The organism is Pseudomonas sp. AC112, assembly GCF_979253545.1.
In genome coordinates this window covers 1,966,430-1,991,940 of the sequence record NZ_CEEDCM010000001.1, presented here as the reverse complement: position 1 = coordinate 1,991,940, position 25,511 = coordinate 1,966,430, and the positions used below count along the sequence as shown (strand labels likewise).

The window sequence follows — 25,511 nt, the reverse complement described above, 5'->3', positions numbered from 1 at the left end:
TGGTGTCGGTGCTTTACCCGCACAGCCGACACCTGTCGCCTAGGGTGCGCGTGTTCGTCGACGGGCTCGCCGAAATCTTCGTAAATGCCCGCTAAGCCGCGTAGTAGAAGGGTTTCTTAAATTTAATTTCATCCGTCCACGCCGCTGTTTGACGCGGAACTGTCATCTGGCCACTGCGTAATTGTGTGAAGCGTTTGACGCTTTCATTTCAGAACAGTGACGGAGACCGGTACCAATGAAGACGTTATTAAGCCCCATGGTGGGTGCCGCCATGGCGAGCTTTATGCTGTCCGCCCATGCCGATTTTATCGATGACAGCCATGCCGATGTGACCCTGCTCAATCGCTATCTCAACCAGCAGGGGCGTGACGTGGTGAACAGCAACGCCAAGGCCCACAGCATTCGCGATTGGGGCCAGGGTTTCGAGCTCAACTTCAAGTCCGGCTACACCGAGGGGCCAGTGGGTTTTGGCCTGGACCTGCAGGCGTTCTACGGGTTGAAGCTGGACTCGGGTGGCGACCTCAACGACAAGGATCACCAGGGCCGCTACCCCGGCAGCATGTTCCCGCTGGACAACGGCAAATCCGCCGACCAGTTCGGCGTGTTGAGCCCGACGTTCAAGATGCGCTTTGCCAAGGATGAGCTGCGTGTCGGCACGCTCTACGGCAACAACCCGATACTCGCCAACACCGACGGGCGTCTGTACCAGCAGACCAATACCGGTGTGCAACTGGTGTCCAAGGACCTCAGCGACTTCACCTTCACCGGCGGCGATATCTTCAAGACCAAGATCCGCAACGAAACCGGCGACCAGGGCATGATCACCGCCGGCGGCACCAGAGAAAGCGATCGTTTCCTGTTCGGTGGTGCGGATTACACCGGCATTCAGAACACCACGGTCAGCCTGTGGTATTCCAACCTTGAGGACTACTACCAGCAGTTCTTCCTCGGCGCCAAACGCCACGACGCGTTGTCCGTGGGCGCCATCGACACCGACGTGCGCGTGTTCCGCAGCCTGGGTGTGGGCGGCAACGCCGATGGCGACAAAGACTTCGCAGCGGCCGGCCTCTATGGCGACGGTGCGGGCAAGGGTCGCATCAACCAGACCACCGCCAGCTTGCTTGAGAGCTACAGCCTGGACGGCCATACCGTCGGCCTGGGGATCCAGAAGAACAGCGGCGACAGCGACTTCCCTTACCTGGATTCCGGCCTGAACAGCGGCGACAACCGCCAGGGCCCCGGTTCAGGTGCCGACACCCCGGCGCTGACCAACATGCAGTTGAATAAATTTCAACACGCCGGTGAGCGCACTTGGCTTGCGCAGTACAAGTATGACTTCGGTAAGCTTGGCCTCACGGGCCTGACGTTCTCAGCCGCCTATGCCCACGGCGATGACATCCGTACGGCGCAAGGCACTACCAGCGAATGGGAGCGTAACGTCGCCGTGGCTTATCAAGTGCCCACCGGCACCCTCAAAGGCCTGGGTGTGACGTGGAAAAACGCCCATGCCAGCCCCGACATCAGCGGTGCCACCGTGCAAGATGAAAACCGCTTCTATGTGAGTTATGTCGTTCCACTCTGGTAGGTAATTGCTGTAGAACGGAACGGCAGACTTAAGCGATTCAGCTGGTTAAAAGGCCTGGGAATAACCTTATTCCCAGGCCTTATTTGCCAACGTCCAAGAGAGGATTCGATGACTTACATTGCTGCCGAAAACCGCTATGAATCTATTCCGTACCGCCGTGTAGGCCGCAGTGGGTTGGTGCTGCCTGCACTGTCCCTGGGCCTGTGGCACAACTTTGGCGACAGCACCCCGATCGACACCCAGCGCGCCCTGCTGCGCACCGCGTTCGACCTGGGCATCAACCACTTCGACCTGGCCAACAACTACGGCCCGCCCTACGGCAGCGCCGAGATCAACTTCGGCCGTTTACTGCGCGAAGACTTCAAGCACTATCGCGACGAACTGATTATCTCCAGCAAGGCGGGCTGGGACATGTGGCCCGGTCCTTACGGCCAGGGCGGCGGCTCGCGCAAGTACGTGCTGGCGAGCCTCGACCAGAGCCTGCAACGCCTGGGCGTCGACTACGTGGACATCTTCTATTCCCACCGTTTTGACGCCGACACTCCTCTGGAAGAAACCGCCAGCGCCCTCGCCACTGCCGTGCAACAAGGCAAGGCGTTGTACATCGGCATCTCGTCCTACTCGGGCGTGAAAACCCGCGAAATCGCCGCGCTGCTCCAAGAGTGGAAAGTACCGCTGCTGATCCACCAACCGGCCTACAACCTGCTCAACCGCTGGGTGGAAAAAGACCTGCTGGACACCACCGAAGAACTCGGCGCCGGCGTGATCGCGTTCACCCCGCTGGCCCAGGGCCTGCTGACCGACAAGTACCTCAACGGTGTACCGGCGGATGCGCGAGTGAATCGTCCGGGCGGTGGTTCGTTGCAGGCCAAGCACCTGTCCGAAGCCAACATCGCCCACGTGCGCGCGCTCAATGAAATCGCCCAGCGTCGTGGTCAGAGCCTGGCGCAATTGGCGTTGGCCTGGACCCTGCGTGATCCACGGGTGACCAGCGCGCTGATCGGTGCGAGCCGGCCGGAGCAGATTATCGAGAACGTTGGTGCGTTGAAGAACTTGAGCTTTAGCGTGGAAGAACTGGCGGAGATCGATCGGTTTGCCCAGGAAGGCGGGATCAACCTATGGGAAAAGCCGTCTACTGCTGAGTAACCTGGCGTAGCCCGGTCACTGTGGGAGCCGGGCTTGCCCGCGATAGCGGTGTGTCAGCTAATGAATCTGTTGCTGACTCACCGCCATCGCAGGCAAGCCAGCTCCCACAGTGATTTTCAGTGTGTTTGAGAGCTAGAACGGCACATCCCCCAGAATCGTTGCGCGATGCATCACCCGCCGCTGCGGCCGGTAGTCGTCCACCGCGTAGTGCTGCGTTACGCGGTTATCCCAGAACGCCACATCGTTTTCCTGCCAGCACCAGCGGATCGTGAACTCCGGGCGTGTCGCGTGGGCGAACAAGAGCTTCAGGATCGCTTCACTCTCCGCCGGTTCAAGTTCATTGATCTTGGTGGTAAACCCATCACTGACAAACAGCGACTTGCGCCCACTTACCGGATGCGTACGCACCACCGGGTGCGACAGCGGTGGGTTTTTCCTGCGAGTCTCTTCCCAGCGCGCCAGGTCTTCAGCGGTGTTGCCAAAGCGCTCCAGCGGGAAGGATTTGGTGAAGTCGTGAGTCGCCGTCAGCCCATCGAGCAAGCGCTTCAACGGCTCGGACAACGCCTCATACGCCGCAATGCCACTGGCCCACAGGGTATCGCCGCCAAACGCCGGCAGCAGCTTGGCGCTGAGCACCGCGCCGAGCGCCGGGGTGGGCAGGAAGGTCACGTCGGTGTGCCACACGGCGTTGTCACGCACGTCGGTGACGGCGGTGTCGAGGATCAACACTTCAGGCTGTTCCGGCACGTTGGGGTAGATCGGGTGAATGTGCAGGTCACCGAAATTCGCCGCGAAGCGCGCCTGTTGTTGCGGGTTGATGTCTTGGTCGCGGAAGAACAGCACCGAATGGGTGAGCAACGCCTGTTCGATGGCGTCGCGTTGTTCGAGGTTCAGCGGCTGCGTGATATCGATGCCACTGATCTGGGCGCCCAGGGCAGTGCTTAATGGGGTAACGGTCAGGTTGCTCATGCTGTTCTCACTCAATGTGCCTGGCCATGCCACGGCACCCATTTACGCTGCAGGGCCCGCAAGCCCATTTCCATGGCGAAGGCGATCAGGGCGATGACCAGGATCCCCAGCACCACCACGTCGGTGACCAGAAACTGCGCCGCCGATTGCACCATGAAGCCCAAGCCGCTGGTGGCGGCGATCAGCTCGGCGGCGACTAACGTCGACCAGCCAACACCCAGCCCGATGCGCACGCCGGTGAGGATGTCGGGCAGGGCGCTCGGCAGGACCACATGGCGAATCAGCTGCGCGCGGGTGGCGCCCAGCGACTTCGCGGCGCGCAGCTTGGCCGGGTCGACCGTGCGCACGCCGGTGGCGGTGGCGATGGCTATCGGCGCGAAGATCGCCAGGTAAATCAGCAGCACCTTGGACAGCTCGCCAATGCCGCACCAGATCACGATCAGTGGCAGGTAGGCCAGCGGCGGGATCGGCCGGTAGAACTCGATCAGCGGGTCGAGCACACCCCGGGCAATACGATTGGAACCGATGGCAATCCCCACCGGCACGGCGGTCAGCACCGCAAAGACCAGGCCCAGGCCGATGCGGCTGAGGCTCGCGCCCAGGTGTTGCCACAGGGTGGAATCCATGTAGCCCGTGGTCGCCAGCAGCCAGCCTTTTTGCAGTACGGCGGACGGCGGTGGCAGGAACAGCGGTTCAATCAAACCGGTGGCGGTCACGGCCCACCAAATGACCAGCAAGGCGACCAGGGTCAGCACGCTGATCCAGCGGGTGCTCAAGCTGCGTCGCACCGGGACAACTGCGTGCGCCACCGGTTTGGTGGCGGTGGCGGGGAGTTCGTAGCTGCTCATGCGGACACCTGCCGTTGGGAGAACACTTTGCCCAGCACGTGTTCGCGGGTTTCGATAAAGCGCGGATCGGACTTGATCGCCCGCGCCGACTCACCGGCGGCGTAGCGTTGACCGAAGTCCAGGCTCAGGCGTTCGACGATCTGGCCGGGGTTGGGCGCCAGCAGGATCAGGTCGGTGGCGAGAAATACCGCCTCTTCGATGTCGTGGGTGATCAAAAACACCGGCTTGGCCGTGCGCCGCCAGACTTGCAGCAACAGCTCCTGCATCTGTTCGCGGGTGAAGGCATCGAGGGCGCCGAAGGGTTCGTCCATCAGCAGCACGCGAGGGTCGGCCGCCAGCGCGCGGGCCAGGCCTACGCGTTGCTTCTGCCCACCGGAAAGCTGCCAGATGCGGCGGCTGTCGAAACCGGCCAGGTCGACCAGCGCGAGCATTTCCCGGGCGCGCACTTCGCGTTGCGCCTTGGGCACGCCGGCCAGTTCCAGGCCGAAGCCGACGTTGGCCAGCACGTCCTGCCAGGGCAGCAGGGCGTCATCCTGGAATACCACGCCGCGCTCGGCGCTGGGGCCTTTGACCGGCACACCATCGAGGGTGATGCGCCCGGCAGACGGTTCGACAAAGCCGGCAATCAGGTTCAACAGCGAAGTCTTGCCACTGCCGGACGGGCCGAGGGCCACCAGCAATTGCTGGGGCCCCAGGTCGAGTGAAATGTCGGACAGTACCGGTTCTGTGGCGCCTGGGTACTGTGCGCTGATGCGCTCCAGCTGTAGCAAGGCCATCGCAATGAACTCCTGATCAGTTAGTAATGAACTTGGCGCTGACGTAAGGGGCGTAGTCCGGCAGCACGGCTTCGACCTTGCCTTGTTCCTTCAAGAACGTAGCGGTATCGGTCACGGCTTTGGTGGTCGGCGCGCCCAGCAGGGTCACCTGGTCAGCGGCCAACGGGTAGACGTTGCCTTGCAGCAGCAGGGGGATGTCGCTGGCCTTGGCGCCGGAGAGTTTCACCAGCTTGTCGACGTTGCCTTTGTCGGCGAGCCAGGCTTGTGGGTCTTTGCGGTAGGCGGCGTAGGCGTCCAGGGTGACTTTGGCGAACGCGGTGACGATTTCCGGGTGCTTCTCGGCGAAGTCCTTGCGCACGATCCAGGCATCGAAGGTCGGCGCGCCGAACTTGGCCAGTTCGCCGGAGGTGATCAGCACCTTGCCGTTCTCTTTGGCGACGCCCAGTGCTGGGTCCCACACGTAAGTCGCGTCGATATCACCACGCTTCCAGGCGGCAATGATCGCGGGTGGCGCGAGGTTGAGGACGGTCACTTTGGACGGGTCGATGTTCCAATGCTTCAGCGCGGCCAGCAGGCTGTAGTGCCCGGTGGACACAAACGGCACGGCAATTTTCTTGCCGATCAGGTCCTGCGGGCTGTTGATCCCCGAACCGTTACGCGCCACCAGGGCTTCGGCGCCGCCGATCTGGGTGGCAACGAGGAAGGTTTCCACTGGCACTTTGCGGGTGATCGCAGCGGTCAGCGGGCTGGAACCGAGGTAGCCGATCTGCACATCGCCGGACGCGATGGCGGCGATGATGTCGGCGCCATTGTCGAATTTGCGCCAGTCGATTTTGGCGTTGGTGGCTTTTTCATAGGCGCCGTCGGCCTGGGCGACTTTGGCCGGGTCCACGGTGGTCTGGTAAGCGATGGTCACATCCGCCGCCTGGGTAAACAGGCTGGCGCCGGCCAAGGACAATGCGGCCAAGAGGCGCAGAGGGGTAAGCAGTTTCAAGGGGAAGCTCCTCAATCAGGCGGCCGAGGGTCGGCGTGTGAGGAGACTAAATGATCTAAGAATCCGAAAATAAATAATATTTTCGAATTAGCTTATGAGAGGAAATGTGGAATTCGGTCCTCAGGCTGAGGAGAGCAACTGTGGGAGCTGGCTTGCCTGCGATGCAGACAACTCGGTATTCAGATAGACCGAGTTGATGCTTATCGCAGGCAAGCCAGCTCCCACAGGGGACCGCGTAAGGCTTTAGTTGCTGATGGCGAGGATGCTGGCCTGGTACGACCCAACAAACACATCGAAATCGCCCACTTCGTTCTGCTCCAACTCAGCTTGCTGCGCCAGCGAGGTCCGTGCCAGCTCCTCAAAGCGCGCCTGCTCTTCAGCCGGCAACGGCTCCTTACGGAAATGCTCGGCGTGCAACTGGCTCTGGTGCAGGGAGAACTGCGCAAAACTTTCCTTACGCTCGGCCATCGCCGCCAGCACCTGGGCCGAGGGTGTCAGGGACGGGTCCTTGACCTTGGCCATCTGAGCGTCCAGCGCCTGGCTATGCTCGGTAATTCCGTGGCTCTCATCCAGCAAGGCAGCCAGCGGTGCAATCTGTTCCAGCAGCTCGGCAGCCCATTCCTTCATGTCCACCGCCTGGCCTTGGCGCTGCAATTGCAGGCCTGGACGGCGGCCTTCCTTGACCACGCTGAGGAAGTTGGACGTGGCGTTGCCGCACTCGTTGTCGGCGAACAGCGGACTGTCATTCAGCGCGCAGTACAGCAGGAAGGCGTCGAGGAAACGCGATTCTGGCAGGTCGATACCCATCGGCAGGAACGGGTTGATGTCCAGGCAGCGCACTTCGATGTACTGGATGCCACGCGCCATCAGCGCCTGGATCGGCCGCTCGCCGGTGTAGGTCACCCGCTTGGGGCGGATGTTGGAGTAGTACTCGTTTTCGATCTGCAGGATGTTGGTGTTGAGCTGCACCCACTCACCATCCTTGTGGGTGCCGACTTCGACGTACGGCGCGTAGGGCGTTGCCACCGCTTCGCGCAGGCTGTCGGTGTAGCTGCTCAAGTCGTTGTAGCACGGCGTGAGGCCGGCCTGGGCGTTGCTCTGGTAACCCAGGTCGCTCATGCGCAGGCTGGTGGCGTACGGCAGGTACAGGGTGTCGGCGTCCAAGACTTCCAGTTGGTGCGAACGACCGCGCAGGAAGCCGGCGTCCAGCGCTGGGGAGGCACCAAACAGGTACATCAACAGCCAGCTGTAGCGACGGAAATTACGGATCAACGCGATATACGCGGTGGACTGGTAGTCGCGGTCGGTGCCGACGAAACCTTCAGTCTCCTTGAGCAATGGCCACAACGCTTCCGGCAGGGAAAAGTTGTAGTGGATGCCGGCGATGCATTGCATGGTCTTGCCGTAACGCAGGGCCAGGCCCTTGCGGTACACGTACTTGAGCTGGCCGATATTGGAGGTGCCGTAGTAGGCAATCGGAATATCTTCCTCGGCCGGCAACGGGCACGGCATCGAAGGGCTCCACAGGTATTCGCTGCCGAGCTTGGTGTAGGCAAAGCGGTGGATCTTGTCCAGGCTGCTCAGGGTATCGGCCGGGTTGGGCAGGGCGGGAGTGATGAACTCCAGCAGCGATTCCGAGTAGTCGGTGGTGATCTGTTCATGGGTCAACGCGGCGCCCAGGGCTTCCGGGTGGGGCGTTTGCGCCAGTCGACCCTCACTGGTGACACGCAGGCATTCGCGCTCGATGCCGTGCAAGCACTGCTCTAGCAGGGAGAGGTGTTCGCGCTTGCCGAGCAGGGCCAGGCGGCGGTTGAGAAGTTCGCTCAAGTTGGATTCCTTCACGCGTCAGTCGCCCCAATATGGGGGTGGGCAGGACGGTCTACAAGGGTGAAGTTGAAACTGGCGTTATCGCCTGGTTTTGAGTCGATTTGACCCGCCTTTAAAAAGCCTACTTCACTCCATGAATTGGGCTATAGCGTGGCAAGAAAATTCCGACGCTGTTGTCGCAGCGCCGAAATTAACTCAAATCGAGGGTGGGGAGCTATAGGACAGCGAAGGTGCCCTGTGCTTTTGCGACAAGTCTTTCTTCCTGGTACACGTCTGCCTCGACCACCAAGGTGCGGCGGCCCGCGTGAATCACCCGGCTGGTGCACAGCACGTCACCGTCAGACACGGCACGGATGTAGTTGATCTTGCACTCGATGGTCGCGCTCTGCTGGTCGAAACCATGGGAGCTGGAACAGGCCAGCCCCATCGTAATGTCCACCAGGCTGAAAATCGCCCCACCATGGAGCTTGCCCGCGCGGTTGCGCAGTTGCGGCTCCAGGGTCAGGGCCACCTCGGCAACGCCTTCCTCAAGGCGTTGCAGGCGGCAGCCGATCAGTTCGCTGAACGCGCTCTGGGTCAAGCCGGCCGGGATTTCCATCAACGTTTCTTCAACTGTTTGGCGTTGGCGAACAGCGAGGCCATGGCGTTGTTGCTTGGGGCTGCAGTGGCGGTTTCCTTGCGCGGTGCATTGTTTTGCGACTGGCGCGGCGCCGAGCCTGGGCGTGCGCCACGGGCACCGTCGATTTTCTCACCAGGGGTGTCGCTCATGCGCATCGACAGGCCGACGCGTTTGCGTGGGATGTCGACTTCCATGACCTTGACCTTGACCACGTCACCGGCTTTAACCGCTTCCCGTGGGTCCTTGATGAATTTCTCCGAAAGCGCAGAGATATGCACCAAACCGTCCTGATGCACGCCGATGTCCACAAACGCGCCGAAGTTGGTCACGTTGGTGACCACACCTTCCAGGATCATGCCCAGTTGCAGGTCCTTGAGGTCTTCGACACCGTCCTGGAACTCGGCGGTCTTGAACTCGGGACGTGGGTCGCGGCCAGGTTTTTCCAGCTCTTGCAGGATGTCGGTGATGGTCGGCACACCGAAGGTTTCGTCGGTGTACTTCTTGGGGTCCAGGCGCTTGAGAAACGCGGCGTCGCCGATCAGCGAGCGGATGTCGCGGTCAGTCTCGGCGGCGATGCGTTGCACCAACGGATAGGCTTCCGGGTGAACCGCCGAGGCGTCCAGCGGGTTATCGCCGTTCATCACGCGTAGGAAGCCGGCGGCTTGTTCGAAGGTTTTTTCACCCAGGCGTGCGACTTTTTTCAGCGCTGCACGGGTCTTGAACGCGCCGTTTTCGTCGCGGTGGCTGACAATGTTCTGCGCCAGGGTGGCGTTGAGGCCGGAAATACGCGCCAGCAAGGCGACGGAGGCGGTATTCACGTCGACGCCGACGGCGTTTACGCAGTCTTCCACGACCGCATCCAGGCCGCGTGCCAGTTTCAGCTGCGACACGTCGTGCTGGTACTGGCCGACGCCGATGGATTTAGGGTCGATCTTCACCAGTTCGGCCAGCGGGTCCTGCAGGCGGCGGGCGATGGACACCGCGCCACGGATCGACACGTCGAGGTCCGGGAACTCCTTGGACGCCAGTTCCGATGCCGAATACACCGAAGCACCGGCCTCGGAGACCATGACCTTGGTCATCTTCATGGCTGGGTACTTTTTGATCAGCTCGGCGGCCAGCTTGTCGGTCTCGCGGCTGGCGGTGCCGTTGCCGATGGCGATCAGGTCCACCGCGTGCTTGGCGCACAGGGCGGCGAGAATCGCCAGGGTCTGGTCCCATTTGTTGTGCGGCACATGCGGATACACAGTGGCGTGGTCCAGCAGCTTGCCGGTGGAGTCGACCACGGCAACCTTGCAGCCAGTGCGCAGGCCGGGGTCGAGGCCCAGGGTCGCGCGCGGGCCAGCCGGGGCGGCCAGCAGCAGGTCGTGCAGATTGTGGGCGAACACGTTGATCGCCTCGGTTTCGGCGCCGTCGCGCAACTCACCCAGCAGGTCGGTTTCCAGGTGGGTGTAGAGCTTGACCTTCCAGGTCCAGCGCACCACTTCACCCAGCCACTTGTCCGCAGGACGGTTCTGGTTCTGGATGCCGAATTGTTGACCGATCATGCCTTCGCAGGGGTGCATGGTGCCCGGCAACTCGTCACCGACCTTCAGCGCAGAGCTGAGAATGCCTTCGTTGCGACCACGGAAAATGGCCAGCGCGCGGTGGGACGGCATGCTCTTGAGCGGCTCGTCATGTTCGAAGTAATCGCGGAACTTGGCGCCTTCTTCCTCTTTGCCGGCGATGACGCGGGCGCTGAGAATGGCTTCCTGCTTCAAGTAGTTGCGCAGTTTTTCCAACAGGCTGGCGTCTTCGGCGAAGCGCTCCATGAGGATGTACTTGGCGCCTTCGAGGGCCGCCTTGACGTCGGCGACGCCTTTTTCGGCGTCGATGAAGCGTGCGGCTTCGGCTTCCGGGGTCAGCGAAGGGTCGTTGAACAAGCCGTCCGCCAGCTCGCCCAGGCCGGCTTCCAGGGCGATCTGGCCCTTGGTGCGGCGCTTCTGTTTGTACGGCAGGTAAAGGTCTTCGAGGCGGGTCTTGGTGTCGGCGAGCTTGATGTCGCGCTCGAGTTGCGGGGTCAACTTGCCTTGTTCCTCGATGCTGGCGAGGATGCTGATGCGCCGTTCGTCGAGTTCTCGCAGGTAGCGCAGGCGCTCTTCCAGGTGACGCAGTTGGGTGTCGTCGAGGCTGCCCGTCACTTCTTTACGGTAACGGGCGATGAAGGGCACCGTGGAGCCTTCATCCAGTAGAGCGACGGCCGCTTCGACCTGTTGTGGGCGTACACCGAGTTCCTCGGCGATGCGGCTGTTGATGCTGTCCATAAAACCACCTGAAATTCTGAAAAGCAGCTCGCAGGCCCGGAAAACAAGGCCTTGGGAGGCTGGTTGAGCGGCCCGACTGGCGCCGCTGCCTGGGTCAAGAGGCAGCCTATTGACCCTCGAAATCTAAAAAATCACGACACGCGGGTAAAAAAAGTCCCGGCAGCAAGCAGTAACGATCTGACGTTGCCCTGCACGGCGGCGGCGCATTATAACCAGCGTTCTGTCCTTGAGGGGGATTGCGCCAACGGTTGTAGGGCGCGGGTTCGCTGGCGGTAGAGGAAAAATCTGCTAACAATGCACACGGTGCGTATAACGGCAGCTAGGCCATAATGCGCGCCGAGATAAGAGGAGCATCCAATGAGCAGCACTGCACAAACTGCTGAAGGCGAAAAAATTCTCATCGTTGATGACGATCCGGGGCTGAGCAGCCTGCTGGAGCGTTTCTTCAACTCCAAGGGCTACCGTGCCCGCGCGGTGCCGAACACCGAGCAGATGGACCGCCTGCTGGGGCGTGAAGTATTCAACTTGGTCGTACTCGACCTGATGCTGCCCGGTGAAGACGGCCTGACCGCCTGCAAACGCCTGCGCGGCGCGAATAACCAGATTCCAATCATCATGCTCACCGCCAAGGGCGACGAGCTGAGCCGCATCAAGGGCCTCGAACTGGGCGCCGATGACTACCTGGCCAAGCCATTCAACCCTGACGAGTTGATGGCACGGGTCAAAGCCGTACTGCGTCGCCAGGCACCGCCAGTTCCGGGCGCGCCGGGCAGCGAAGACGAAAGCGTCACCTTTGGCGACTACGAGCTGTCGCTGGCGACCCGCGAGCTCAAGCGTGGCGATGAAGTGCACATGCTGACCACCGGCGAATTCGCCGTGCTCAAGGCGCTGGTGATGAACGCTCGCCAGCCGCTGACCCGCGACAAGCTGATGAACCTGGCCCGTGGCCGGGAATGGGATGCCCTGGAGCGTTCCATCGACGTGCAGATTTCCCGTCTGCGCCGGATGATCGAGCCGGATCCGTCCAAGCCGCGGTACATCCAGACGGTCTGGGGCGTGGGTTATGTGTTTGTGCCGGATGGCAATAAAACCAGTTGACCGATGATTTGCAGGGGCGGGACTCCCGGTGTTGGACTCCACGAGGGTCGACGGGAAGCCCGGCGTCTGCAATTCTGCGAGCGCCGCTCGTTCCTGCAAGGTGTCTAGCTGTCTTCTATGAAAACCCCGCTGTGGTTCCCGCAAAGTTTCTTCTCCCGCACCCTTTGGCTGGTGCTGATCGTCGTTCTGTTTTCCAAAGCCCTCACGCTGGTTTATCTGCTGATGAACGAGGACGTGCTGGTGGACCGGCAATACAGCCACGGTGTGGCCCTGACGCTGCGTGCCTATTGGGCGGCTGACCCCGAGAACCGTGAAAAAATCGCCAAGGCCGCCACGCTTGTACGCGTGGCGGGGGCGGGTGTGCCGGAGGGCGAGCAGCATTGGCCCTACAGTGAAATCTACCAGCGGCAGATGCAGGCCGAACTGGGTGAGGACACTGAGGTGCGGCTGCGCATGCATGTGTCGCCAGCATTGTGGGTGCGCGCACCAAGCCTGGGCGAAGATTGGCTGAAAGTGCCGCTGTATCCGCATCCGCTGCGCGGGCAGAAGATCTGGAACGTGTTGGGCTGGTTCCTGGCGATCGGGCTGCTTTCAACCGCATCGGCGTGGATTTTTGTGCGCCAGCTCAACCAGCCGCTCAAACGGCTTGTGTTTGCCGCCCGCCAACTGGGCCAGGGCCGTAGCGTGCGCCTGCCGGTCAGCGATACGCCCAGTGAGATGACCGAGGTGTACGGCGCGTTCAACCAGATGGCGGAGGACGTCGAACAGGCCGGCCGCGAGCGCGAGCTGATGCTGGCGGGGGTGTCCCACGACTTGCGTACCCCGTTGACGCGACTGCGCTTGTCGCTGGAGTTGATGGGCAATCACACCGACCTCACCGATGACATGGTCCGCGACATTGAGGACATGGACGCGATTCTCGACCAGTTCCTGGCGTTTATCCGCGATGGCCGCGATGAAGTGGTGGAAGAGGTCGACCTGACCGACCTGGTGCGAGAGGTGGTGGCGCCCTATAACCAGAACGGTGAACAGGTGCGCATGCGCCTGGAGCCGATCCAGCCGTTTGCGTTGCGTCGGGTTTCGATGAAGCGCCTGTTGAACAACCTGATCGGCAACGCGCTGCACCACGCCGGTTCCGATGTGGAAGTGGCTGCGTATGTGTCTGGCGACAGCGCTGCGCCTTATGTGGTGCTGAGCGTGATGGACCGTGGCGCAGGCATCGACCCGGATGAGTTGGAAGGCATCTTCAACCCCTTTACCCGTGGCGACCGTGCCCGGGGTGGCAAGGGGACCGGCCTGGGGTTGGCGATTGTGCGGCGGATTGCCTCGATGCATGGCGGCAATGTTGAGCTGCGTAATCGCGAAGAGGGTGGCCTTGAAGCGCGGGTACGCTTACCGCTTGGGCTGATGCTACCCCGAGACGCGGTCTAAGCAAGAACGTAGGCCATAACTAGGAGCGGGCTTGCTGTGGTGAGCGGGCTTGCCCCGCGCCGGACTGCGTAGCAGTCCCATTGGACCGGGGTGCCCCCCAGCGGGGGACAACCCCCCCCCACCACGGCAACCCCGCTCCCACATTGGCTTTTCGGTGTTTCAAACGCCGTGCTGTATCAGCCCTTGCCCTTGGTCCGGGTCATATTCGGCCCACCATTCTTCTCCAAATGCTGAATGATGATCCCCGCCACATCCTTGCCGGTGGTGGTCTCAATCCCTTCCAGGCCCGGCGATGAGTTCACCTCCATCACCAGCGGCCCATGGTTGGATCGCAGGATATCCACACCCGCTACGGCCAACCCCATCACCTTGGCCGCTCGCAATGCGGTCATGCGCTCTTCCGGGGTGATCTTGATCAGGCTGGCGCTGCCGCCACGGTGCAGGTTGGAGCGGAACTCCCCCGGCTTGGCCTGGCGCTTCATCGCCGCAATCACCTTGTCGCCCACCACGAAGCAGCGGATATCCGCCCCGCCGGCTTCCTTGATGTATTCCTGCACCATGATGTTTTGCTTGAGGCCCATGAATGCCTCGATCACGGACTCCGCCGCTGTTGCGGTTTCACACAGCACCACGCCGATACCCTGGGTGCCTTCCAGCACCTTGATCACCAGCGGTGCGCCATTGACCATGTCGATCAGGTCGGGGATATCGTCGGGGGAGTGGGCAAAGCCGGTCACGGGCAGGCCAATCCCGCGGCGCGACAACAGCTGCAGCGAGCGCAACTTGTCTCGCGAGCGCGCAATGGCGACCGATTCGTTAAGGGGAAACACTCCCATCATTTCAAACTGGCGCAACACGGCGCAGCCGTAGAACGTCACCGAAGCACCGATACGGGGGATCACCGCATCAAACCCCTCCAACGGCTTGCCCCGGTAGTGGATCTGCGGCTTGTGGCTGGCAATGTTCATATAGGCACGCAACGTGTCGATCACCACCATTTCGTGGCCACGTTCGGTGCCGGCCTCAACCAGGCGGCGGGTGGAATACAGACGCGGGTTTCGCGACAGCACAGCAATCTTCATGCAGCACCTGGGGCAGAAATAGTAGAGACCGGGAACACCGGCTTGTCTTGAACGTACTTGATGCCGGGATTGACCACCAACTGGCCGTCAATCAAGGCTTTGGAACCCAGCAACAAGCGGTAACGCATGGCTTTGCGGCAGGCCAGGGTGAATTCCACTCGCCATACCCGATCCCCCAGCGCCAGCGTGGTGCTGATGACGTAGCGCACCTGCGCATGGCCGTTGGAGCTCTTGATGGTTTTCATCGTCACCAGGGGCGCTTCGCAGCGACGGTGACGCAGTTGCACCACGCTGCCCAGGTGCGCAGTAAAACGCACCCACTGCTCACCGTCGCGCTCAAACGGCTCGATATCGGTGGCGTGCAGGCTTGAGGTGCTGGCGCCGGTGTCGATCTTTGCGCGCAGGCCTGCCACCCCTAGGTCGGGGAGTGCCACCCACTCACGCAGACCCACAACGGTCAAATGGTCAAATGTCTTCAATATGGGTAACCGATCAATTCGCCCAGGCCTGAGGGGAAACCTCGGCCAGGGCCTTGAATGCAGGCTTGGCGAACCAATAGCCCTGCATCAGAAAAATTCCGCAGTCGGACAGGAAGTCACGCTCGCCGGCACTTTCGATGCCTTCGGCGATGACAGTAACCCCCAACTGCTCACAGATTGTGACAATCCCCTGGACGATGACCTGACGAACACGATCCTGATCGACATCGCGGATCAGCGCCATGTCGAGTTTGATCAAGTCAGGTTGGAAATCGGCCAGCAGGTTCAGCCCCGAATAGCCCGCGCCGAAATCATCGATGGCGGTCTTGAAGCCGAATTCGCGGTATTCACGCAGAATATTCGTCAAATGGCGATAGTTATCTACGTGCTCGCTTTCGAGGGTCTCGAAAATCAGCTGGTCCAACGGAAAATTATGCGCGCGAGCCGCCTCCAGGGTGCTACGGATGCACAATTCCGGACGGTACACGGCATTGGGCATGAAGTTGATCGAAAGGTGGGTTTGCATGCCAAGGGCTGCTGCCCCGGCAATCGCCTGGGTTCGACAGCGTTGGTCGAAGCGGTAGCGGTTGCTTTCGTTGACCTGGTCGAGCACCGACAGTGCCCCTTCGCCGTGGGTGCCACGCACCAGGGCCTCGTGGGCAAAGATCGAATGATCCCGCAGGTCTACGATAGGCTGGTAAGCGAACGCAAAATCGAAACCGAGGGGCTCGCTTTGCTGGCAACCCACGCAGCGCTGGTTGGGCGAGGTGAGTGAAAGGGGGAATTCGGTCACAGCATATCCTCGCGAAAACAGGGTGCTACCTGGCGTATCTTAAGTGAGCCTTGGGGTTTATGCGTCGAAGGGTTTCAACGGTAAAGTTGCGACATTTTTCAGAGCGAGGAATTCAAGTGGCTCAAAAGCAGGAAGAGGAAGAAAAGGTCCGTCTGGACAAGTGGCTATGGGCGGCGCGTTTCTATAAAACCCGCGCCCTGGCGAAAGCCGCTATCGAGAGCGGCAAGGTGCATCATCGTGGCGAGCGCTGCAAGCCAGGCAAAGAGCCACGTGTCGGTGATGAGTTGCAGGTTCGTACCGGCTTTGACGAAAAGACTGTCGTGGTTCAGGCGCTTTCCATCGTTCGTCGTGGAGCGCCTGAAGCCCAGGCTTTGTACACAGAGACCGAGGCCAGTATCACCAAGCGCGAAAATGCGGCGGCCATGCGCAAGGCGGGCGCCACCGGCATGACCACCGATGGCAAGCCGAGCAAGAAACAGCGCCGCGATCTGTTCAAGTTTCGCGGCAGCGGCAATGACGACTAGCCTGAGTCGAATGGGCGTTGTGGTGAGCGGGCTTGCCCGCGCTGGAGTGCGCATCGAACCCGCTTTTTTGAGGCCGCTCCGCAACCGAGCGCGAGCAAGCTCGCTCATCACAAATTATTGCGCAGTTCTAATGACGCTCATTCGCCCGACGATTGGTAGTCGTGCAGCCAGCCCGAACACCGGCGCCGTGAGTCGCAGCAACCCAGCCGACACCTTCGCCGCGAACGGCGTGTAATACCCCCACCCCAACGCCAACAGCGCCAACAACACACCGCCGATGTAATCGTCCTGCCCCCAATGGGCACCGGCCACCAGGCGCGGCATCATGAACAATAGCGCCAGGCCCCAGATCACCAGTACCTGGCCGATACGTTTGGCGAACACGGTCATGAACATGCCCCAGATCAACAGGACCGAAGCGTGATCCCCCGGAAAGCTCTGGCTCGAACGGTCCTTCAACTCCCACGTCTTCTCCAACCCTGGGAAGTAGTCGCTCATCTGGATCGCCCCGCTGATCACCATCGACGGGCTGCTGTGTTGCCAGCCCATCTGCGCCGCGAGTTTGGAAAACAGCATGCGGATAAACAACAACAGCAGTAGAACCCCGACAAAGCCTAACAAAGCCTGGCGCACCTGCACGGCCTTGAACACCCATTCACCGCGAATCAGCAGCGCCAGCAGAATCACCCCGACCACCGCATCAAAAGGTCGCAAGCTGGCTACAGCCCACACATGCAACCATGTCGAGTTGGTCGCCAGCGGATCATTGAGCAGGTGAAACAGCCACTCGTCGAAAATCACACACAGCATCTGGCCCGTGGGCCACAGCCAAAAACACAGCAGTCCGATAGCGAGTAGATTGCAAAGAGCCCATCGCCGGAGGTTCCACTTGGCTTGGAACAAACCCGGATTGTTCATAAACTGTCCCTCTTCGCTCTATGAAGCTCTCTGTTTCCAGGAGAAAGCCGCACCAATATGGTGCTAAAGCGTTTAATTCTATAAACCTTGTAATCAATTTGTCATCAATTCAGATACCCAGACCTATGACTGATCTACCGGATACCGACTTCACCCAACGCTTCATCTTCGACGAGACCGACGCCCGCGGCGAACTGGTCTCGCTGGAGCGCAGCTATGCCGAAGTCCTCGCCAAGCACCCCTATCCGGAGCCGGTCGCACAACTGCTCGGCGAGTTGATGGCGGCGGCAGCGTTGCTGGTAGGCACCATGAAGTTCGACGGTTTGCTGATCCTGCAGGCACGCTCCGAAGGGCCAGTGCCGATGCTGATGATCGAATGCTCCAGCGAGCGTGAAATCCGTGGGCTGGCCCGTTACGACGCCGACCAGATTGCTCCGGATGCGACCTTGTCCGACCTGATGGCCAACGGCGTTCTGGCGATTACCGTCGACCCGACTGAAGGCCAGCGCTACCAGGGTATCGTCGATCTGGACGGCGAAACCCTGTCGGACTGCTTCACCAACTATTTCGTGATGTCCCAGCAGGTGGGCACCAAGTTCTGGCTCAACGCCGACGGCAAGCGCGCCCGTGGCCTGCTGTTGCAGCAATTGCCGGCCGACCGCATCAAGGATGACGATGAACGCACCGACAGCTGGCGCAAGCTGACCGCCCTGGCTGGCACCCTGACGGCTGAAGAGCTGCTGGGCCTGGACAACGAAACCATCCTGCATCGCCTGTACCACGAAGAAGCCGTGCGCCTGTTTGACGCACAGGGCCTGCGCTTTCATTGCAGCTGCTCCCGCGAGCGCTCGGCGAACGCGTTGGTTAGCCTGGGCCTGGAAGATGCGCAGGAATTGGTCGTGGAGCATGGTGGCCATATCGAGATCGACTGCCAGTTCTGCAATCAGCGCTACCTGTTCGACGCGGCTGATGTAGCCCAATTGTTCGCCGGTGCAGGCATCGACACCCCTTCCGACACCCGCCACTAAAACGTTTAAGCACAGGTGAATCACCTGACAAATGCCGGATTAGCGCTGTTCTGACGGGAGGGCCCTACTCTTTTTGGGCTTTTCTGGCATAATCCGGCCCACTTTTTTCGCGGTAGTAGTGCGCAACTTTCTACTACAAAACGTTTGGAGCACTCGGCCATAGGCCGACGGGGAACCTCATGACGCAAGCCAATAACGCCGTATACACCGATCTGAGTGTTGACGATCTGGTCAAAGAAGCCCTGCAGCGCGGTGAAGGCGTGCTTGCCGATACTGGCGCGCTGGTTGTCGAAACCGGTCATCGTACCGGCCGTTCGCCGGTCGACCGTTTCATCGTTGAAGAGCCTTCCACCCAGGACTCCATTGCCTGGGGCCCGATCAACCGCAAGTTCCCGGCCGACAAGTTCGATGCCCTGTGGGCGCGCGTCGAGGCATTCAACAACGCGCAAGAGCATTTCGTTTCCCATGTTCACGTAGGGGCTGCCGAAGACCACTACCTGGCCGTGAAAATGACCACCCAGACTGCGTGGCAGAACCTGTTCGGTCGTTGCCTGTTCATCAACCCGGCACAGTACAACCCGGCTGGTCGTGAAGAGTGGCAAGTGCTCAACGTGGCCAACTTCGAGTGCGTGCCAGAGCGTGACGGCACCAACTCCGACGGTTGCGTGATCCTCAACTTCGCACAGAAAAAAGTCCTGATCGCCGGCATGCGTTACGCCGGTGAGATGAAAAAAGCCATGTTCTCGGTGCAGAACTTCCTGCTGCCGGCTTCCGACGTACTGCCGATGCACTGCGCCGCCAACATTGGCGAAGCAGGCGACGTGACCTTGTTCTTCGGTCTGTCGGGCACCGGCAAAACCACCCTGTCCGCCGACGAGAGCCGTTACCTGATCGGTGACGACGAACACGGCTGGGGCGAAGGCGTGGTGTTCAACATCGAAGGCGGTTGCTATGCCAAGTGCATTGACCTGTCCGAGAAGAACGAGCCGGTCATCTGGAAAGCCATCAAGCACGGCGCCGTGCTGGAAAACGTCGTGATCGACGACGCCAAGCACGCCGACTACACCAACGTCAGCCTGACCCAGAACAGCCGCGCGGCCTACCCACTTGAGCACGTTGCCAAGCGTTCCGAGAAGAACCTGGGCGGCGAGCCAAACGCTGTGATCTTCCTGACCTGCGACCTGACCGGCGTACTGCCGCCCGTGTCGATCCTCAGCGAAGAACAAGCGGCCTACCACTTCCTGTCCGGCTACACCGCACTGGTGGGTTCGACCGAAATGGGTTCCGGCGGCGGCATCAAGTCGACCTTCTCCACCTGCTTCGGCGCACCGTTCTTCCCGCGTCCGGCTGGCGAGTACGCTGAGCTGCTGATCAAGCGCATCCGCGGCTTCGGCTCCAAGGTCTACCTGGTGAACACCGGCTGGACCGGCGGCGGCTACGGCGTCGGCAAGCGCTTCAACATTCCGACCACTCGTGGCGTGATCGCAGCGATCCAGAGCGGCGCGTTGATCGGTGCAGAAACCGAACACCTCGACACCATCAACCTCGACGTACCGCTGGCTGTACCAGGCGTCGAGACTGGCCTGTTGAACCCACGTAATACCTGGGCCGACAAGGCAGCCTACGACGAAGCGGCGAAGGCGCTGGCCGGCCTGTTCATCGAAAACTTCAAGAAGTTTGAAGTGAGCGATGCGATCAAGGCTGCGGGTCCTAAGTTGTAAGCTTCGAGCGTTGTGAAAAAGCCGCCCCTAGTGGGCGGCTTTTTTGTGGGCGCAATATTAGTCGGCGATATGCAAGACCACGGCGCCGACCAGTACCAGCACAACCCCCAGCGCTTGCACCGCCGACAACCGTTCCTTGAAAAACACAAAGCCCAGAATCGCCGCAATCCCGCCCGACAACGTACTGATCACCGTCACCACCGAAACCGACCCCGCCATAGCGCCCCACGAAAACGCCGAGAAGCCACCCAGGTTCATCAAGCTCGCCCCCGTCAACGTCGCACAGTTTTTCAGCGGTGGGATTTTCAGGCCGTCCTTGATCTTCAGCACCATCACCACCAGTACGCACAGGCCCACCAGGTAACCCAGCCACAACATGGTGATCGGCCCCAGCGCCGGCAGTGTGTAGCGGCCCTGCAGCCAGAAGCTGGTGCCGTACAGCAACGCAGCGAGCATGGCGTAGGCGATGGACAGGCGTGGGTTGTTGTGGGGGACGCCGTTGTCCTTGTGGATGCTGGAAAGGGTCACGCCGATGACGCACACGGCGATGCAGCCCAGTTGCGTCAGGGTGATGTGTTCGCCACTGGCCCAGGACAGCAGTGTGGTGACGACGCCGTAGGACGTCACCAGCGGCGCCACGATGGCGGCCTTGCCCAATGCGAAGGCCTTGGACAGGGCGAGGGCGCCGGACACGGTGAGCAAGGCCGCAGCGATGCCCAACAGCCAGGCGCTCAGTGGGGCATCGAGAGACTTGAACAGGGAGCTTGGAAGCATGACCAGCAGCAGGGTCATGATCAGGAGCCCCAACGCTTGCCCGAAGTAAACCGCACGTTTAACGCCTACGGCGCGGGCGTTGAGACCCACGAGAAAATCCGTGCCGCCCCAGAGCAGGGCGGCCAGCAGGCCCATTGTTACGTCCATGTAAGGTCCTTTGAAGGCTTAATTTCCTGTAGGAGCCCGGCTCGTCGGCGATGGCGGTCTTAGGAGCCTCATCGCTGGCAAGCCCAGCGCCCGCAAGGGGCGGCGTGTCAGCTCAGGTTTTCTAGCGTCTGCGTGTCCCAGCTGTGGGTCTTGATGGCCAGGTAAAGCATGCCGATGGTCAGCGGCACTTTTTCGCCCCGCCCCTTGGCCCGGCGTTTGAGGAACACATCGAACACCGGCGGGTTGAAGTAACGATAAGTGTCGTAGTCGCCCAGGTCGAGGGCAAATTCCTGTTCCAGCGCTTCCATCAGTTGCTTGGCGTCGCTGCCGTCACAGCCGAGGTCGAAATTGAGTGAGGTTTGCAGGCGGATCGTCTTGTGTTTCGGCAGGCCGATTTCTTCATGCAGCAGTTGCAGGAGTTGCTGCATGACGGGGTCTTCGGGGAGGTTGGGGGCGAGGTTCATGGTGGGGGCACGCAGGAGTAGTTGAGAGGGCTTATTGCGCCTGGGGCGGTATTTGTTGCGAGTGATGAAGAGTGCCAAGCCTATCAAGATTAGGGCCAGAGGTAGGAGTTGGATGTTAAGGAGGATGACCACGTGGGGTCGCCACAACAACAGGACTAACCCCGTTACGATAAGGGTAGCGGCGAAACGCTTTCTGAACGTGCAAACAGTGATTTTGAAATACAGGAGTAGAGAGAGGGCAAAGAACAGCGCTGCTTGTAGGTAAAGCCATTCACTCTGGTTCATTTAAGTGCACATGCATTGAGAGGCTTGAACGCTGAGGTCTTTGCATCTAGCCAGCCAAGAACGGCGCGTGCATCGTGGTCGCTGGGCATCACGGTGAAGTGGCTCACTATCAGGGTGAGCTCGTATTGGCTGATGTATTGAGTCCTTTCTATGTTCACGGTGTTTTTGCCGAGACAGTGGTGAGAGCGCTATTTTCATTCAGCTGTGGGTAATTTCTATAGGGGGGTGAGCGGCTGTTTTGTGCAGTTTGGGAAGAGGATGTCGCAGTGCGTGGAGGTTTCTTACACAGGTTTCCGGCATTTGTGGCTTGGCAGCGACTCAACAGGCAAAACTGGGCAAATGTGGGAGTAGGCCGTGCCCGCGAGACGGTGTGTCGGGTATGGAAAGGTTGCCTGATGCGACGTTGTCGCAGTCGAATCGTCTTACCGATCCTAACCGTTCGTAATTCGATCAAGCACCGACAGGCCGACTCACACACCGCTCGAAAATCGCCGCCAGCCCGCGGTAGTCACACGCTACCGCGTCGATATTCGCCGGTACCCACGCCGCGTGTTTCACCAGCCACCAGTTCACCGAAAACCCCGCATTCACGATGATCTGTTCAAACAGAATCCGCTGGGCCCGGCCATTGCCTTCGCGGAAGGGGTGGATGACATTGAGGTCGCCGTAGGCTTCGGCAATCTGCCTGACCAACTCGGCCTGACTCGCGCCGACATACCAGTTCGCCTCTTCCATGTGCCGGATGATTTTTGCTGCTTCCGGTGGAATGCGTTCCGGCGTGCAGAACAAGGTGTCGTCTTTCTGGATGTTGACGCTGCGTAATTCACCGGCCCAGTCGTAGATATCGCCGAACAGGGTGCGGTGGATATGTTGCAGGCGGTCTAGGTCGTAGGGCGGTGGGAACAGGGGGAGGCTGCCTACGGCGATTTCGGACAACTCCCGCTCGGCCTGGTGCAGGCGCGCATCGTCGAGCAGGTCGAGGCGGTTGCGCAGGACGCTGCTACCGGGGTAGCAGTACGGGTCCTGGCCCACCCCATATTTGTCGAGCATCAGCGTGGGGTGTTGCGGTACTTGGCGAGGACGGCTTCGCGGGTCGGCAGGGGCTTGTCGACGTCGGCCGGTTGGGTGTCGAACCCTTCCAGGCGCAGGCTGGCCAGGTAATTGGAGCGGCGGATCTTGTGGTAATGATCCTGTTTTTGCTCAAACGTCAGTTCGCTCATCGCAGCGTACTCCTGGGTGGCAAGATTTGATTGTAGCGCAATGCTTCAGTGTGCAGGCGGGATAAAAACCACGTCACATTTTGCGCAAAAAAACCGCCAACGGCCTGATTTCAGCGTATGTTTCACCGCAAAATCTTGTAGGGCGATTTCGCCCACTACTTAAAGGGAGTTAAGCATGGGTTTGCTGCGTGTCGCCTCGGCGATGTCTTTGTGTGCGATGGCTTTTTCGGCCCAGGCCGAGCAATTGCCGGTTGAAGTACTCAGTGCCGTGGTCAAGGACCAGAAAATCGCTGACGCCGAAGTACTGCTGCAGCGTAACGGCGCACAAAACGTGGTGGGTCGCACCAACGCCCAAGGCCAGGTCACGCTGACCAGCGAAGCGGCAGACGACGCCACTAATCTGCTGATCATCAAGAAGCCCGGCTACTCCAACCTGGTGGTGAAATGCCCGTGCGCAGGCATGACGTATGCCATCAGCCCGGTCATGGAAAACCTCGACGGCCTGCGCGTGGTGCTGACCTGGGGCAAGACGCCGCGTGACCTCGATTCCCACATGATTTTCCCCGGCAATAACATCTACTTCGAGAACAAGAACGGCACCGATGCCGAGCTGGATGTGGATGACACCGACAGCTACGGCCCGGAAACCATCACCCTGCAGAAAAAACACTACGGCGAAAGCTACGTGTATGCCGTGCATGACTTCAGCAACGGTGGCAATCCAGGCTCACGCCAATTGTCCAGCAGCGAAGCGAAAGTGTTCGTCTACATGGGCCAATCGCTGGTGCGTACCTATTACGTGCCGAAAAACCGTAGCGGCAACCTGTGGACCGTGTTTCGCATGACTGGCAGCGGCGACTTCCAGGACATCAACACCTTCAGCGGTGTGACCGTGAATGCCGCGAATGTACTGAACGAAGTCAAGCCGTTGCTGGACGACAGCGTGGCGGTCACCGCCGTCGCAGTCAGCTCTTCCGCACAAACCGACGCTAAACGTCTGAACGTCCAAGGCGAAGCGGCCTACCAGGCGGGTAACCTCGACCAAGCCATCGATCTGTTCCGCCAGGCGATCGAGTTGGACAATGGTTTCGGCAAGGCCTACGGCAACCTGGGCCTGGCGTATCAGAAGGCCGGCAATACCGCCGAGTCTATCTGGGCCAACCGCAAGGCCATCGCCCTGGCGACTGGCGCAAACGCTGCGACGGTGCGTGCGGGTGCCTACTACAACATTGCGCGGATCTACGAAGCGGCGGGGCAGTTTGCCGATGCGTTGCGTCACTACCAGTTGGCCAAGGAGCAGAAGGCCAATCCGGTGTATGACACGGCGATTGAGCGCGTGCAGAATCGCTGATCAAGCGACACGCTCTCCACCAACAACGCGCCCCAGTGGCGCGTTGTTTGTTTGGGACATGGCTACAGGCGAGACGCTGCGTCCAGGTCCATCAGGCCGCGGCCATAGGCTTCGCTGTTGGCATAGATGCCTGATCGATTCGCGGTACTGAGCAGGCGCTCGCGAATTTGTTGCGGCGTCATGTCCGGAAAACGGCTTTGCAATGCCGCCAGCGCGCCACTGACCAAGGCGGCAGCCGGCGAGGTGCCGGCGGTGGCCCCGTAGCTGCCGTCCTTTTGGGTGGTCAACAGCCCTGCGCCACCGTCCCCCCCTGGCACCGCGATGCACCAGCGCGCTGCCAGGCCGCAATAGTTGGACTTGAGATTGATGCCCGTGCCGTCGTTCTTGAGTGCCATGACGGCTATCCAGCCCTTCTCGAGTTCGGGCACCAAAGCAGGCAGGCCTGGCTCGGCCAGCGGCTCACGCTTGACCTCGTTGCCCGTTGAGAAAACAAACACCGCACCGTCGGCCACCCGTTTTTTTGCCACGGCCAACGAGTCACCCATCAGGCGTTCATAGATGGGCACTTCGTTGGTGTTGGCTTCGATGGGATTCGCCCATGAGTTGCTGAAAATGCGTGCGCCCTTGGAATAGGCGAGGTCCCAGGCCTGGGCTATTTCACTGTCAAAGTAGAACGGCTCCTTGTCATCACCGAAGCGCATGGGAATCAGCTGGGCGTTGAAGGCAATGCCATGCATGCCTTGGTCATTCTTGTTTGCGGCGAGAATACCGGCCATCTGCGTGCCGTGGCCTTTGACATCGACGGTGCCAGGCTGCTGGCGCACGAAGTCATAGCCCGGGTCGTACACGCGCCCATAGAACTCGGGCAACTCAAGGTTAAGGCCTGAGTCGATCAGCGCAACCCTCACGCCTTGGCCGGTGCCGCCCCGTGCGTAGAGGGAGGATGCCTTGACGATAGGCAGGGCTTTTTGCGCAAGGTATTCGGCGGTTTCAAAGCGGCGGGTGTCCGGTTCGGCAGGCATCGGGGCAGGGGTGGACACACAGCCCAGCAGTAGCAAGGGCAGCGTGCACAGCATGAGACGGTGCAGTGAAAACAGCGGCTTGGTCGGGGGACATAGTGGCATTCACG

Annotated in this window: 24 protein-coding genes and 1 pseudogene; 9 read left to right on the top strand and 16 right to left on the bottom strand. The window is 60.6% G+C overall.

Annotated elements, in window-relative coordinates:
• Positions 1-2: 2 nt before the first annotated feature.
• From AC0IYN_RS09275 to mgrA, 3 genes and pseudogenes are all read left to right on the top strand, one after another.
• Positions 3-95 (top strand): annotated as a pseudogene (locus tag AC0IYN_RS09275) (LysR family transcriptional regulator); the annotation flags it as partial.
• Positions 96-256: 161 nt separating this feature from the next.
• Positions 257-1,585: an OprD family outer membrane porin gene (locus AC0IYN_RS09270; RefSeq protein ID WP_457238329.1), complete on the top strand. Its 1,329-nt coding sequence runs from the start codon at positions 257-259 to the stop codon at positions 1,583-1,585.
• Between the two features lie 108 nt (positions 1,586-1,693).
• Positions 1,694-2,731 (top strand): L-glyceraldehyde 3-phosphate reductase, encoded by a 1,038-nt coding sequence (gene mgrA, locus AC0IYN_RS09265; RefSeq protein WP_457238294.1) that lies wholly within the window; start codon positions 1,694-1,696, stop codon positions 2,729-2,731.
• Between the two features lie 132 nt (positions 2,732-2,863).
• On the opposite strand, the gene tauD is transcribed toward mgrA, so the two are convergent.
• The 7 genes from tauD to AC0IYN_RS09230 all read right to left on the bottom strand — a co-directional run bounded on the left by tauD (position 2,864) and on the right by AC0IYN_RS09230 (position 11,067).
• Positions 2,864-3,700, bottom strand: coding sequence for a taurine dioxygenase (tauD, locus tag AC0IYN_RS09260; RefSeq protein WP_457238295.1), 837 nt, complete (start codon positions 3,698-3,700; stop codon positions 2,864-2,866).
• A gap of 11 nt (positions 3,701-3,711) precedes the next feature.
• Positions 3,712-4,548, bottom strand: coding sequence for a taurine ABC transporter permease TauC (gene tauC, locus AC0IYN_RS09255; RefSeq protein WP_471841159.1), 837 nt, complete (start codon positions 4,546-4,548; stop codon positions 3,712-3,714).
• A complete protein-coding gene (gene tauB / locus AC0IYN_RS09250) occupies positions 4,545-5,324 on the bottom strand; it encodes a taurine ABC transporter ATP-binding subunit (protein ID WP_078046377.1) in 780 nt (259 codons plus the stop codon). Before tauB ends, tauC begins: the two co-directional genes overlap by 4 nt.
• Positions 5,325-5,340: 16 nt before the next feature.
• Entirely contained in the window at positions 5,341-6,318 is a 978-nt protein-coding gene (tauA, locus tag AC0IYN_RS09245) for a taurine ABC transporter substrate-binding protein (RefSeq protein ID WP_471841158.1), read from the bottom strand.
• Between the two features lie 243 nt (positions 6,319-6,561).
• A complete protein-coding gene (gene gshA / locus AC0IYN_RS09240; protein ID WP_406597293.1) occupies positions 6,562-8,145 on the bottom strand; it encodes a glutamate--cysteine ligase in 1,584 nt (527 codons plus the stop codon).
• 214 nt (positions 8,146-8,359) lie between these two features.
• Positions 8,360-8,743, bottom strand: a complete 384-nt coding sequence (locus AC0IYN_RS09235; protein WP_406597294.1) for a PaaI family thioesterase — start codon at positions 8,741-8,743, stop codon at positions 8,360-8,362.
• Positions 8,743-11,067 (bottom strand): Tex family protein, encoded by a 2,325-nt coding sequence (locus AC0IYN_RS09230; RefSeq protein WP_457248514.1) that lies wholly within the window; start codon positions 11,065-11,067, stop codon positions 8,743-8,745. Before AC0IYN_RS09230 ends, AC0IYN_RS09235 begins: the two co-directional genes overlap by 1 nt.
• 357 nt (positions 11,068-11,424) lie before the next feature.
• Between AC0IYN_RS09230 and ompR the strand changes: the two genes are divergently transcribed.
• The gene (gene ompR / locus AC0IYN_RS09225) at positions 11,425-12,165 is read left to right on the top strand and encodes an osmolarity response regulator transcription factor OmpR (protein WP_016979041.1); all 741 of its coding nucleotides are present in this window, start codon (positions 11,425-11,427) and stop codon (positions 12,163-12,165) included.
• 117 nt (positions 12,166-12,282) lie between these two features.
• Positions 12,283-13,596, top strand: a complete 1,314-nt coding sequence (locus AC0IYN_RS09220; protein WP_021491614.1) for an ATP-binding protein — start codon at positions 12,283-12,285, stop codon at positions 13,594-13,596.
• A gap of 176 nt (positions 13,597-13,772) precedes the next feature.
• Here the strand turns inward: AC0IYN_RS09220 and rimK are convergent, their stop codons facing one another.
• Genes rimK through rimA form a run of 3 tightly spaced genes read right to left on the bottom strand, consistent with a single transcriptional unit; the run spans position 13,773 to position 15,950 of the window.
• Positions 13,773-14,678, bottom strand: coding sequence for a 30S ribosomal protein S6--L-glutamate ligase (gene rimK, locus AC0IYN_RS09215; RefSeq protein ID WP_025855543.1), 906 nt, complete (start codon positions 14,676-14,678; stop codon positions 13,773-13,775).
• Positions 14,675-15,157 carry a retropepsin-like aspartic endopeptidase RimB gene (gene rimB, locus AC0IYN_RS09210; protein WP_078046383.1) on the bottom strand — a complete coding sequence of 161 codons (483 nt, stop codon included), beginning with the start codon at positions 15,155-15,157 and terminating at the stop codon, positions 14,675-14,677. Before rimB ends, rimK begins: the two co-directional genes overlap by 4 nt.
• A gap of 13 nt (positions 15,158-15,170) precedes the next feature.
• A complete protein-coding gene (gene rimA, locus AC0IYN_RS09205; protein ID WP_406597296.1) occupies positions 15,171-15,950 on the bottom strand; it encodes a S6 modification regulatory phosphodiesterase RimA in 780 nt (259 codons plus the stop codon).
• Positions 15,951-16,066: 116 nt separating this feature from the next.
• On the opposite strand from rimA, the gene AC0IYN_RS09200 reads away from it, so the two are divergent.
• Positions 16,067-16,474, top strand: a complete 408-nt coding sequence (locus AC0IYN_RS09200) for an RNA-binding S4 domain-containing protein (RefSeq protein WP_406597297.1) — start codon at positions 16,067-16,069, stop codon at positions 16,472-16,474.
• Between the two features lie 114 nt (positions 16,475-16,588).
• Here the strand turns inward: AC0IYN_RS09200 and AC0IYN_RS09195 are convergent, their stop codons facing one another.
• Positions 16,589-17,392: a phosphatase PAP2 family protein gene (locus tag AC0IYN_RS09195; protein WP_406597298.1), complete on the bottom strand. Its 804-nt coding sequence runs from the start codon at positions 17,390-17,392 to the stop codon at positions 16,589-16,591.
• 125 nt (positions 17,393-17,517) lie between these two features.
• On the opposite strand from AC0IYN_RS09195, the gene hslO reads away from it, so the two are divergent.
• Together hslO and AC0IYN_RS09185 are read left to right on the top strand one after the other, a co-directional pair.
• The gene (gene hslO / locus AC0IYN_RS09190) at positions 17,518-18,420 is read left to right on the top strand and encodes an Hsp33 family molecular chaperone HslO (protein WP_368945466.1); all 903 of its coding nucleotides are present in this window, start codon (positions 17,518-17,520) and stop codon (positions 18,418-18,420) included.
• A 179-nt stretch (positions 18,421-18,599) separates the two neighbouring features.
• Positions 18,600-20,141, top strand: a complete 1,542-nt coding sequence (locus AC0IYN_RS09185) for a phosphoenolpyruvate carboxykinase (protein ID WP_078046388.1) — start codon at positions 18,600-18,602, stop codon at positions 20,139-20,141.
• Between the two features lie 57 nt (positions 20,142-20,198).
• Here the strand turns inward: AC0IYN_RS09185 and AC0IYN_RS09180 are convergent, their stop codons facing one another.
• The 4 genes from AC0IYN_RS09180 to AC0IYN_RS09165 all read right to left on the bottom strand — a co-directional run bounded on the left by AC0IYN_RS09180 (position 20,199) and on the right by AC0IYN_RS09165 (position 23,031).
• Positions 20,199-21,062: an EamA family transporter gene (locus AC0IYN_RS09180; protein ID WP_457238300.1), complete on the bottom strand. Its 864-nt coding sequence runs from the start codon at positions 21,060-21,062 to the stop codon at positions 20,199-20,201.
• A 107-nt stretch (positions 21,063-21,169) separates the two neighbouring features.
• A complete protein-coding gene (locus tag AC0IYN_RS09175) occupies positions 21,170-21,526 on the bottom strand; it encodes a DUF1493 family protein (protein WP_406596720.1) in 357 nt (118 codons plus the stop codon).
• A gap of 735 nt (positions 21,527-22,261) precedes the next feature.
• On the bottom strand, positions 22,262-22,861 hold the full coding sequence (locus AC0IYN_RS09170) for a putative adenosine monophosphate-protein transferase Fic (protein WP_406596721.1): 600 nt from the start codon (positions 22,859-22,861) through the stop codon (positions 22,262-22,264).
• On the bottom strand, positions 22,861-23,031 hold the full coding sequence (locus AC0IYN_RS09165) for a YhfG family protein (protein ID WP_003236014.1): 171 nt from the start codon (positions 23,029-23,031) through the stop codon (positions 22,861-22,863). Before AC0IYN_RS09165 ends, AC0IYN_RS09170 begins: the two co-directional genes overlap by 1 nt.
• 175 nt (positions 23,032-23,206) lie before the next feature.
• On the opposite strand from AC0IYN_RS09165, the gene AC0IYN_RS09160 reads away from it, so the two are divergent.
• Positions 23,207-24,382, top strand: a complete 1,176-nt coding sequence (locus tag AC0IYN_RS09160) for a tetratricopeptide repeat protein (protein ID WP_471841149.1) — start codon at positions 23,207-23,209, stop codon at positions 24,380-24,382.
• Between the two features lie 62 nt (positions 24,383-24,444).
• On the opposite strand, the gene AC0IYN_RS09155 is transcribed toward AC0IYN_RS09160, so the two are convergent.
• Entirely contained in the window at positions 24,445-25,506 is a 1,062-nt protein-coding gene (locus AC0IYN_RS09155; RefSeq protein ID WP_457238303.1) for a S8 family peptidase, read from the bottom strand.
• Positions 25,507-25,511: the final 5 nt, after the last annotated feature.